Origin of the sequence: Psychrobacillus sp. NPDC093200 (genome assembly GCF_050280345.1) — a bacterium.
Classification (GTDB): Bacteria; Bacillota; Bacilli; order Bacillales_A; family Planococcaceae; genus Psychrobacillus; species Psychrobacillus faecigallinarum.
Genome location: NZ_JBNNVC010000001.1, coordinates 762,287 through 774,080, shown reverse-complemented (window position 1 = coordinate 774,080; position 11,794 = coordinate 762,287). Strand labels below are relative to the sequence as shown.

General features: G+C 37.9%; 11 protein-coding genes and 1 pseudogene. 1 reads left to right on the top strand and 11 read right to left on the bottom strand.

Going from position 1 to position 11,794, the window contains the following annotated elements; genetic code table 11:
- Positions 1-27: 27 nt before the first annotated feature.
- From ACQKNZ_RS03880 to ACQKNZ_RS03840, 9 genes are all read right to left on the bottom strand, one after another.
- Complete coding sequence (locus tag ACQKNZ_RS03880) at positions 28-243, bottom strand: hypothetical protein (RefSeq protein WP_144537279.1); 216 nt, start codon at positions 241-243, stop codon at positions 28-30.
- A 76-nt stretch (positions 244-319) separates the two neighbouring features.
- Positions 320-661 carry a hypothetical protein gene (locus ACQKNZ_RS03875; protein WP_144537278.1) on the bottom strand — a complete coding sequence of 114 codons (342 nt, stop codon included), beginning with the start codon at positions 659-661 and terminating at the stop codon, positions 320-322.
- A 546-nt stretch (positions 662-1,207) separates the two neighbouring features.
- Positions 1,208-2,344, bottom strand: a complete 1,137-nt coding sequence (locus tag ACQKNZ_RS03870) for a M20 family metallopeptidase (protein WP_427658234.1) — start codon at positions 2,342-2,344, stop codon at positions 1,208-1,210.
- Positions 2,331-3,368: an oligopeptide/dipeptide ABC transporter ATP-binding protein gene (locus ACQKNZ_RS03865; protein WP_144537274.1), complete on the bottom strand. Its 1,038-nt coding sequence runs from the start codon at positions 3,366-3,368 to the stop codon at positions 2,331-2,333. Before ACQKNZ_RS03865 ends, ACQKNZ_RS03870 begins: the two co-directional genes overlap by 14 nt.
- Complete coding sequence (locus ACQKNZ_RS03860; protein WP_144537272.1) at positions 3,340-4,350, bottom strand: ABC transporter ATP-binding protein; 1,011 nt, start codon at positions 4,348-4,350, stop codon at positions 3,340-3,342. Before ACQKNZ_RS03860 ends, ACQKNZ_RS03865 begins: the two co-directional genes overlap by 29 nt.
- A gap of 19 nt (positions 4,351-4,369) precedes the next feature.
- Positions 4,370-5,245: an ABC transporter permease gene (locus tag ACQKNZ_RS03855; protein ID WP_144538221.1), complete on the bottom strand. Its 876-nt coding sequence runs from the start codon at positions 5,243-5,245 to the stop codon at positions 4,370-4,372.
- Between the two features lie 36 nt (positions 5,246-5,281).
- Positions 5,282-6,199 (bottom strand): ABC transporter permease, encoded by a 918-nt coding sequence (locus ACQKNZ_RS03850; protein ID WP_144537270.1) that lies wholly within the window; start codon positions 6,197-6,199, stop codon positions 5,282-5,284.
- 110 nt (positions 6,200-6,309) lie between these two features.
- Positions 6,310-7,857, bottom strand: coding sequence for an ABC transporter substrate-binding protein (locus ACQKNZ_RS03845; RefSeq protein WP_427658231.1), 1,548 nt, complete (start codon positions 7,855-7,857; stop codon positions 6,310-6,312).
- A 42-nt stretch (positions 7,858-7,899) separates the two neighbouring features.
- The gene (locus tag ACQKNZ_RS03840; protein WP_427658229.1) at positions 7,900-9,108 is read right to left on the bottom strand and encodes a M20 metallopeptidase family protein; all 1,209 of its coding nucleotides are present in this window, start codon (positions 9,106-9,108) and stop codon (positions 7,900-7,902) included.
- 211 nt (positions 9,109-9,319) lie between these two features.
- Here ACQKNZ_RS03840 and ACQKNZ_RS03835 point away from each other — a divergent pair.
- A pseudogene (locus ACQKNZ_RS03835) lies at positions 9,320-9,403 on the top strand (hypothetical protein); the annotation flags it as partial.
- A 22-nt stretch (positions 9,404-9,425) separates the two neighbouring features.
- Here ACQKNZ_RS03835 and ACQKNZ_RS03830 read toward each other — a convergent pair.
- Positions 9,426-10,865: a glycoside hydrolase family 1 protein gene (locus ACQKNZ_RS03830; protein ID WP_154311388.1), complete on the bottom strand. Its 1,440-nt coding sequence runs from the start codon at positions 10,863-10,865 to the stop codon at positions 9,426-9,428.
- A 13-nt stretch (positions 10,866-10,878) separates the two neighbouring features.
- A complete protein-coding gene (locus ACQKNZ_RS03825) occupies positions 10,879-11,790 on the bottom strand; it encodes an ROK family protein (protein WP_427658227.1) in 912 nt (303 codons plus the stop codon).
- Positions 11,791-11,794: the final 4 nt, after the last annotated feature.

The following is an 11,794-nucleotide window of genomic DNA, read 5'->3' as shown; positions in this document are numbered from 1 at the left end:
GTTGAACAAAGAGGTCTATACTATCCCTCATTGGTATAACTTACCCCCCCGTTCGACTGGTCCATCTATACTGATTACAAATAAACTACCATCTTTCTTATTGAGATAAATATCTTGATTATGTTGTACACCATCGCCTAATTTTGTTTGAGAACCTGTCACTTCAACCATTGACATACCAATCTCATGAATTTCTTGTCGTTGTACTATCCTCGCATTCACTAAACACATTTTTTCCTCCATAAAAAAATAGCCCAGCTTAAAACTGGACTACATTGTATAATATCTATCCTTCTATTTCTTTTAATCTATTGAATTATTACTTATTAAGTAATGCTAACTTAGCCTTAGAAGGTGTTTTGTACTCCAAAGGACCGTACATATGGACAAACAATCCGCCGCCTAAGCCGTATTCTCCTCCGAAAATATCTTTACGGAATGAATAGACACGGTACTCACCACCCGCTGGTAACACTTTTCCTCTAGAGCCATCTGTCTTAAATGTTCCCATATCTCCGTAAAGTGTTACTTTACCAATCTGCCCTGCTTTAAGTTCCGTTTTACCCCACATTACTTTTGTGGATGAAGCTTCTGAAGTGATGCTGAACGTAAACATCGCTACTAAAGTAAATGCAATCGCTATTAACATATTTTTTTTCATTTTCTTACCTCTTTCCCCAATTAATAAATTAATTATAATATAAAATAACTCTCTTTTATTGACTATTTCGATTCATTTCATATATACCTTCTTATTAAACTAAACCTGCCCCGTTAGTTTAAGTGTAACATTTCACAAACTAAATCGATTCACGAAAAAAACAACCCTAGCCTTAAACATAGCCTTAAAAATCTAAAAAGCCGAGCGAATAAATCCTCCTCGGCTTTTAATGAATTATATACATAAAAACGAACTATAGATGGTTGATTTCCGTGGGATGATAATATGTTGCCTCCACGCGGTGCTTGTAGTGTCTTGCTCATCTCGCTAAGTATCATCTTTCTCTACTATCACATGTTGTGTAGTAATTATAAAGCAAGTTAGGTTCTACAAGTAACACTCGCTCTAAGGTTGCAAGGTTTATTTTTCTTTAGGTTTACGCACCACTATGTAATTTAGTAAATAGTTCTAATCCGATTAATCTTTGTAGATCGTATTCTAATAGAGAGTTTGCATTGTGTACATAAATTTAAACATGATCATTTGCTAATTGCTTTCTGATAGTTTTGATACTGTTTCGGCTAACAGAAAACACCTTTCAGTCAGTGAGTCTATTTCAAGGTATTCACCTTCATTGTGCAGTTTTCCGCCAATTGGTCCTACACCATCTATAGTTGCTACGCCAAGGTGAGAGGGAAATGATGCATCTGATCCTCCACCCGTATGAGAATCCGTTACTATCAAGCCAAAGGAATTCCCGACTTCCTTAACTATCTCTAGTAATTTCTGGTTCTTTTCATCAGGTTCCATTGGTGGGCGAGTAATTCCGCCTTCTAAGTCAATAGTTGTCCCTGGTACATCTGGTACTGAACAAATACTTTCGATTTTCTTTGCGATTTCTAAACTTTGCTCATCACTCTCGACGCGTACATCCACATATCCAGTGGCGCTATCTGGTATCATATTTACCGCGTCTCCACCTTCAACTATGCCTACACTTACTGATATTCCTTGTTCGTGGTCAGTTAAATGATTAAGTTTTATCGTTTTATACGCAAGTTCCTCAATAGCGCTTCTGCCTTCTTCTGGAGCTACTCCTGAATGTGCAGATCTTCCGTGTACATGCAACGTATACCTGCCTCCCCCTCTTCTCGAGGACACAATCGATCCATCTTTACGGGCAGGTTCCATAACCAATGCATATTTAACATTTTTTGAAATTTCCTCAATGAGCTCCCTTGAAGTAGGTGAACCTATTTCCTCATCACTATTTAAAATAATGATGACGTTTTTCATTGCCGCATCTTTTTTCTCGTACAAATATTTCATAGCATACAATAATGTAACCTGACTTGCTTTCATATCAGCCACTCCTGGACCAAAGGCAAGGCCATTTTTAATAGTAAACGGCCTTTCTGCTGCTGTTCCAATCGGAAATACAGTATCCATATGAGCAATAAGCAGAATTTCAGGCTTCATAGCTTCTTTATGCATAATTAGGATATTATTCCCAAATTCTTTATTTTCTTTAACTTCTATAGTAAAATCCATTTGTTTATATTCTTCTATAAGTATTTTTCCAATCTTATCGACTCCAACTTTATTTGTTGAACCACTATCGATGTTCACTAATTTTTCAATGAGGTTAAGCATTGGTTCAAGTTTTTTTTTAAGATAGTCCATGAGTATCTACCATCACTTTCTCTTCATTGATAATTCCTTTTCCATCCTTAAGAGGAAAATGACATGCTACAAATTGACCTGGTGATTTTTCCTCAAATACAGGTTCGTTTTTACTGCATATTTGCTGAGCATAAGGGCATCTCGTATGGAAATTGCACCCAGGTGGTGGATTGGCTGGACTCGGGATATCGCCTTCCAGAAGTTGTCTTCCCTCAATGTTTCGTTGAAGAGGATCCGGAACTGGCACAGCGGACAATAGACCTTCTGTATAAGGATGCATCGGATGTAGAAACAACTTTTCTTTTGTCGTCAGCTCCACTATTTTACCGAGATACATCACAGCAATTCTGTCACTGATATGCTTTACAGCTGGTAATCCATGTCCGATAAAAATGAAAGTTAGATTTAGTTCCTTTTGTAATTTAGATAGTAAGTTTAATATTTGGGATTGAATTGATACATCAAGCGCAGAAACTGGTTCATCACATACGATCAACTTTGGATTTAAGGAAATAGCACGGGCAATTCCGATTCTTTGCCTCTGTCCCCCGCTAAATTCATGTGGATATCGATTGACATAAGAACGGTTTAAACCAACTAGATCCATCAGTTCCATTACTCGTTCAGAGAGTTCTTTTTTATTGAAAGATTTATGAGTTCTCAACGGTTCGGCTATCAAATCAAAAACTCGCATACGTGGATTTAAAGAAGAGAAAGGATCCTGAAAAACCATTTGGATATCTGCTCGTTTCTTTCTTAAAGCCTCTCCTTTTAGCTTAGTCAAATCTTCTCCTTCAAAAAGAATTTCTCCTTCCGTTGCATCAAGTAAATGACCAATCAAGTTTCCTGTAGTTGACTTTCCACATCCTGATTCACCTACTATACCAAGCGTTTCTCCTTCGTCCACATAAAAGTCCAAGCCATCGACTGCATAAAGAAACTGTTTTTTTCTTTTTAAGAAACCTTCAGATATATCAAATGCTTTTTTCAATCCTCTAACTTCCAGCAAATGATTTTGTTTCATACAAATCAACCACCTTTTCTTCATGAAGCCAGCATCTGACCTTGTGATCTGTCAAAATTTCTTCAAGTTTTGGTTGAGCTTCCGCACACTTTTGCATAGCATATGGACAGCGATCCATAAAACGACAACCTTTTGGATAATTTAACGGATTTGGAACAGTTCCAGGTATTGAGGTTAATTCATCTTTTAATTCATGAATCTTAGGCGTACTGTCCATCAGCCCTTTCGTATACGGGTGTTTAGGTTCTCTAAATAATGTAAATACATCCGTTTCCTCCACTACTTGACCTGCATACATAACAACTACACGGTCTGCCATTTCAGCCACTACACCTAGGTCATGGGTGATTAACAAAATAGAAGTATCAAACTCCGTAATTAAGCCCTTCATTAATTTAAGAATTTGAGCCTGGATTGTTACATCAAGAGCAGTAGTTGGCTCATCTGCAATCAATAATTCAGGATTACAGGAGAGTGCCATTGCAATCATTACACGTTGTCTCATACCTCCACTTAATGAATGTGGAAATGAATCAATTACTTTTTCCGCTCTTGGTATTCCTACTTTTTTCAGCATTTCAATACTGAGCTTTCGTGCTTCTTTCTTACCCTTCTTTTGGTGTAACATAATGGATTCTGCCATTTGATTTCCTATGGTGAAAACTGGATTCAAAGAAGTAAGAGGCTCTTGGAAAATCATCGCAATCTCATTACCACGAAGGTTACGCATCTCTTTCATCGAGATAGGAACAATGTCTCTTCCTTTAAACAAAATCTGGCCACCCTGAATTTTTCCAGGAGAGTCAATTAAACGCATAATGGATAGGGATGTCACACTTTTCCCTGATCCCGATTCACCTACTATAGCTAATGTCTCTCCTTTTTTTATCCTAATTGAAACGTCATCGACTGAGGGAACAATCCCATTTTCAGTATGGAAATAAGTTTTGAGATTTTTTACATTCAGTACTTCTTCCGCCATTAGGGATTCCTCCTTAAGATTATTTTTTGATAGAGCGAGGATCTAGAACATCCCTTAACCAATCACCCAAGAATATTATTCCTAGTACTGTTACTGTAATGGCTAGACCCGGAAAAGTTGCAAGCCACCAACTTGTCGCTAAATAATCTCTTCCATCACTTAAAATAGATCCCCACGAAACAGTCGGTGGTTGAACACCCAGCCCCAAAAAGCTAAGTGATGCTTCAAGAATGATCGTTGTTGCCACACTTAACGTAGAAATTACGATAAAAGAGGAAATAACATTCGGCAGTAAATGACGAATAATTATCTTATTGTTTTTTACTCCAATTGAACGGGCAGCTCTTACAAAATCACGTTCCTTTATAGTTAGCACTTCGCCACGTACAAGCCGTGCATAATTTACCCAATTCGTAGCACCCAGAACGAAAATAAGAGTAATAACACTTGGTCCAAAAACACTAAGTATTACTAGCGCAAAAAGAATAGTTGGTATTGCTAGGAAGGAATCTACAAGGCGCATTAACACATTGTCGATAAAACCACCATAATACCCTGCTATCAAACCAATAGTAACACCGATAATTCCCGCAACAACGACAGAGGTAATACCTACTAATAAGGAAATTTGAGAACCATAGATAATCCGACTAAGAATATCCCTACCAAGGTTATCCGTTCCCAATAGATTTGCAGTACTACCACCTTCCATCCAGAAAGGAGGCTTTAGCATATTAGCCGCATTAATAGCTGCGGGATCATGTGGTGCTAGTAGTGGTGCAAAAATGGCCACTAAGAAAACAAAGAAAACGATAAAGAATCCTACTGTGCCTGTCTTACTTCTAAGTAGTAATCTACTCCACCTTTTAAAAGAAGAGGGTTTGTTTTGTGTCATGCTTATTGTCTGTGATTGGGTCAACTTAACTTCCCCCTAGCTATATTTAATCCGTGGATCTAATAGTCGGTAAAGAATATCTGCTACTAGATTCATAAGAATTACGAGTGTTGCAATGACAAATACACTGGCTTGAACAATTGCCATATCACGCGTATTTACAGCCTGTATTAATAATTGACCTAAACCCGGCCATGAAAAGACAGTTTCAGTAATCAATGTCCCCCCAACCAAAGTGGAGGTTTGTAATGCAGTAATGGTTATGACAGGAATAAGTGAATTTCGGAAAGCATGCTTATAAACTACGATTCTATCCTTTAAACCTTTACTCTTCGCTGTCCGTACGTAATCCTGATTCAAGGTTTCAATCATGCTAGACCGGATGAGTCGTGTCATTTCCGCAGCTATCCCAGTAGCAAGAGTTATGGAAGGAAGAACCAAATGTAACAGCGTCCCTCTTCCTGAAACCGGGAAGAAACTTAAAGTGACAGAAAACAATAAAATTAACATGATACCCAACCAAAAGTTCGGCATTGCTTTTCCTATGACAGCCGCACCCGTCGCCACTAAGTCTAGACTAGAGTTTTGTTTTGTAGCAGACCAAATACCAAGTGGAATCGATACAACAATTGCGATTATAAGCGCTGCGATACCTAGTTCAAGTGTTGCGGGGAGACGCTCAAGGACGATTTCCATAGCGTCCTGACCATAACGGTAGGATTCTCCAAAGTCACCTTGTACAAGGTTCATAAGGTATGTAGTGTATTGAACGATAAAGGATTCGTTTAAACCTAAGGATTCTCTTAATAGCTCCACATCTTCCTGGGATGCGTCATCAGGGAGCATTAATGCAACTGGGTCTCCCGCGATAAAGACTAGTGAAAAGACAATAAATGAAATGATTAATAAAACAGGTATTATTTGTAGTATTCGCCTTACAAAGTAATTGTTCATCAATTGTCACCTCACACATATTTTGAAATGATTTATTGTAACCTACTATTTTTTTACACAACCAAATAGTAAAGGAAGGAAGAGCAAGCTCTCCCTACCGATAACCGTACCTACTTTTTATTAATGGAATCCACGTAAATTATTTCATCCATTGTAGGAGTATAATCAATTGCATCACTCACACCTACGTTAATAGATTCTTGATGTAAAACAATGTGAGCTGTGTCTTCAGCTAATAAATGTTGTGCTTTAATATATTGCTGTGCTCTTTCTTCTGGGTCCATATTTTGAGCAGCAGCTGCCAATAATCCCTCTACTTCTTCATTGTAATAATCAATTTGTCCTTTAAATCTTTCGTAGTTATACCAATCTAATGCATTCGCAGCATCAAACATAGAGTTACCCAAAGCTAGTAAATAAGCATCCTTATTTTTGCCTGAATTACGAAGTTCAACGAAACTACTCCACTCCATGAATTCTACATTTGCTTTTACCCCAATCGCAGTCCACATTCCGGCAACCATCTCAGCTATTTCAGCATCCTGTAAATAACGTCCTTTTGGAGAATGGAAGGTCATTTCAAAGCCATCAGGATAGCCTGCTTCTGCCAATAATTTTTTTGCTTTTTCTACATCATAGTTATAGGTGTCATAAAGATCTTCAGCAAAACCAAAGTTTCCTGGCGCTACTCGTGTAATGGTAGGTATTCCTGCGCCATTTAATAAATTATCCGTTATTGCCTTGTTATCAATTGTCAAGTCCAAAGCTTCTCTAACTCGAGGATCAGAAGTTGGATATCCTTCAGTTGAACGCAAAAATATCATCATTGTCCGGTTAGAAGTTCCTTGTGATAAATGGGTGCCATCGTTATCCTCAATACGTTTCCACTCACTTGGAGGCATGTTTGTTGCAATATCAACTCCACCTGTTAGTAGCTCAGAGACACGTGTAGAGTTTTCCGGGATTACACGGAATACCACTTCGTCCCATTCTTCATTTTTTCCTTCAAAATAATCATCATATACTTCTAGGACAATTCTATCGTCGCGTACCCATTTGGAAAACTTAAATGGTCCTGTCCCAACTGGATTTTCCAAGAAATAATCCATTCCATTTTCTTCAATATATTCGGAAGGAAGGATACTAGATGCAATTCTTGAAATTCTATTTAGCAAAGCTGGATCTGGTTCATTTGTAATAATACGGATTGTAAGTTCATCAATAACTTGTACATCTTTAATAGAGTTATAGTTAATGTGATCAAGAAGTGTTGAATCATGTGCAACACGTTCAAGTGAGAATTTAACATCCTCAGAATCTAAAGTTTCGCCGTTATGGAAAGTAACGCCTTCTTTTAGTTTCACTTCCCAAGTCTTATCATCTATTTTTTCATAACCTTCTGCTAAGTCTGGTAAAATCTCTCCAGTTTCGTTATCTCGTTTAAACAAATAGTTAAACATATTCACGTGAATTGCTTCTGTGGAAGTATTTACATGATTATGAACGTCAAATGTTACCATGTCCGTTCCCATTGCAATCGTTAATGTTCTATCATCCTCTTTTTTTGGCGTCGAAGTGGAAGATTCCTCTCCATTACAGGCTGCCAACAAGCCCACTGTCAAAAGTATAGAACTAGCTAACCCTACCCATTTCCTCATACTCATACCCCTTTATCTATATATTTTTCATGAATCAAATACTTATTGTTCGGTTGAATTATTCTCTATGTAATCAAGAGCGAATTGGGCCAATAAAGCAGAGCCATACGGCAGTGCATCTTCATCAATATCAAATTTTGGATGGTGATTTGGATAGATACAATCTTTTGTTTCATTGTAAGTACCCAATCTAAAGAAAATACCTGGCACTTTCTCAGCATAGTAAGCAAAATCCTCTCCCCCCATGCTCGGATTCACAATTGAAAGCGTACTGGCACCCAATATTTTCTCAGCAACTGAATCTAATAATGGGATCAATGTATTGTCATTTTTAACGGAAGGATAGCCAAATTGATAATCAAATTTATAACTAGCCCCCATCCCTTCACAGACACCTTTAATATATCTTTCCATTCTTTGAGAAATGACCTCTCTTAACGAAGGATCTAAGACTCTAACTGTGCCTTCCAATCGGACGGACGGTGCAATAACATTTCTTTTAAAGCCACCTTCTATTTTACCTATTGTCAAAACAGCTGGTTTTAGAGGGTCTATTGATCGGCTCACAATTTGCTGTAACGAAGAGATAACTTCGGCTGCTACCGTTATCGAGTCGATCGACATATGTGGATGAGCCGCATGCCCCCCCTCTCCAATCACTTCTATGTCAAAGGAATCCGCACATGCCATTGCGACATCTTTCGCAACAGTTATATATCCTGTGTTTGCTGTAGGATGTACATGCAAACCGGCAATAACATCTACATCAGGATTGTTAAGCACCCCTTCCTGAACCATATGTAGGGCCCCTGCTAAACCTTCCTCTGCTGGCTGAAATATAAATTTGATATTCCCTTTTATCGGTCTATGTTTACTTAGTAATTTGGCTGCTCCCAACAAAATGGCTGTATGAGCGTCATGTCCACATAAATGTGCAACCCCAGGAACAGACGAGGCGTATGAAACATTTTTTTCATCTTGTATAGGAAGTGCATCCATATCTGCTCTTAAAGCAACAGTCGGACCTGGATGAGTACCTTGTAGAAGAGCAACTATTCCAGTTTTCGCCACTGGTGCTTGAATTTCTAAACCAAGTTCTTTTAAATTTTCCAAAACAAACTTTGAAGTTTCATATTCTTCAAATGATAGTTCCGGATTAACATGAAGATGTCTACGCCATTGTATTAAATTATCCTTAAGGTCGAGTGCCTCTTTAAGCAAAACGTTTTCTTCTACTACTTTGTGTTTCATTTAATCCTCCTATTTAATTTATTTAATATAATATTCGGAAATAAAAGTATTTTCTGATTATTGTATTAATACTAGTTTAGAATATTTCTTTAGTCAAGACTAATTTCCCAATTTTTCGACATCATTTTTTGTTTTTTTAAAGCGATTCTCTTGAAAGTAATCTTATTAATCCCAAGGAAAACTAGATGAATATATCAAGTATTAAAACCACAAACGAATGAAGGCAAAATTAAAAGACCTAAATCCAGTAGAATACCGAACTCAGATCTTAGAAGTCGTTAAATTATTTGTGTAACTTTACTTACTATTTTCATCAACTACAAGGAGGTGCCATTCGATTCGATGACTTTTTTGTACCAATAATAGCTGTTCTTCTTTATGCGACGGAGATCATGTACACCCTCTTCATGCTGATTTACATAAACTAACCCATAGCGTTTTTGGAAGCCGTTTAGCCAACTTAACAAATCAGTGAAGGACCAGACACAATAACCCATTACATCTACTCCGTCGGAAATTGCCTCCTGAATGGCGATTATATGGGAACGCAGATATTCAATCCGATAATCATCTTGAACTACTCCATCCGCATCTAACTTGTCATATTCCCCCAACCCATTTTCACTTATCAAAATAGGGAGTCCGTAACGATTAGTCATTCTACGTAGAGCAATTCTTAACCCTTGAGGATCGATATTCCAATCCCAATTCGTTCTTTCCAAGTTTGGATTGGCAATTGTTTTATACAGTCCTGGTATTCCAGAATCCTTGGATGTTCCTTTTTTACCGGTTGTATTCATTTCCGATGAACCAATACCGCCTTCTAAGGGATTCTCTTCAAAAGTTGTTGTCTGATAATAATTTAAACCAATAAAGTCTGGCTTACCTTCTTTTAATAAATCAAAATCGCCTTTTTCAATTAAAGGAGCTAGTCCTTTTTCCTCTAAGTAATTCCATGCTACTTCTGGATACTTGCCCCATACATACGTATCCATCCACCAATGACTATTGAGCTCTTCGGCATTTTCAGCTGCCATAATATCTTTTGGACTAGAAGATGCGGCATAGGAAGGTGAGTAGGCAAAGCTTGGGCCAATTTTTCCATCGGGAATATATTTATGGAATTCCTTAATCACACTAGCATTCGCAAGATTCGCATGGTGATTGACTTGATAAAATAACTTCTCATCTTTAATACCTGGTGGATGTGTCGCCAAATGGTAGCCATGGTTCGTGAAAATATTTTGTTCATTTAAGCTAACCCAATATTTCACACGGTCACCAAAGTGTTTAAATAGTTCAACACTATAATTCGTGAAGTCCTCTATAATGCTCCTAGACTCCCAGCCTCCATATTCATCCTGAAGTGCCTGTGGTAAATCCCAGTGATACAATGTCAAAATCGGCTCAATCTTATTTACCTTTAATTCATTGATTAAGTGATCATAAAATTCCAAGCCTTTTTGATTGATTTCTCCTCTACCATTGGGGAAAATACGTGTCCAAGCAACAGAGAAACGATAGGTTTTCATACCCATTTCCGCCATCAAACGAACATCTTCCTTATAACGATGGTAGTGGTCTACTGCAACATCACCGGTTGTCCCTTTAAAGGTCTTACCGGGTATACGAACAAACTTATCCCAGTTTGAAGCACCTTTTCCATCCTCATCCCAAGCACCCTCCACTTGATAGGCTGCAGAGGCTGCTCCCCATAAGAAATCCTTTGGAAACGGTTTAAGCGTTTGATGTATCACTGTTTTCATCCTCCTATCTTTTCACATTCATCGATTGTCTCTGTAAGAAGTGATACAAAGCACCGATTAAATTAGAATCGTTACCAAACTGACATCTTTCTACTTGGATGGTTAAGCTATCCTTATTGTGTTTCATTTGATTTAAGGTTTCATTAATCTGATCAATGAAACCTTCTCGAGTACTGATGGCTCCACCTATCAAGATTTTCTCCGGATCAATTACATACTGTAAATTATAAATCCCTACTGCTAATCGCTTCACAAATTTATCTATCTCATCTCGTATTTCTTTATTGCCATCTTCGGCCATTTCATACACGTTTTTGCCGGTAAGTGAATTCGGATCCATTCCTTCTCGTTTTGCCACTTGGTTGATCAATCCACCGATTGCAGCTAAAGTGCTCCATGTTTTCCCCATTGGCTCTTCGAAATAATCCTCCATGATCATATAACCAAATTCTCCAGCAAATCGATTCTTACCATGCCGGATTTTTTTATCAAGAACTAACGCGCCTCCGATACCAGTGCCAATCACAATACAAATATAATCCTGGACATCCTTTGCAGCACCGATCCATCCTTCTGCTAACCCAGCGCAATTAGCATCATTTTCAATTTCAACACGTATATGTGTCCGTTCCTGAACAAGTTCCTTTATACTCGGTCCATGGATATACGGAAGTGCTGTGACTCCACCAATATGTCCTGTTTCTACATTCACTGCACCAGGCAAACTTATAGCGATACCTTTTAATGCATACCTTTTTTGAAAATTCTTCACGATGGATTCTACCGTATCTACAAACAGTTCAAGACTAGTCTCAGGTGTAGGAGCAGAGGACTTTTCAATAAATAATCCTACCTCATCCATAAGGGCATATTTAATAGAAGAACCTCCAACATCAAAAACAGCGTAGTAATTCACACAA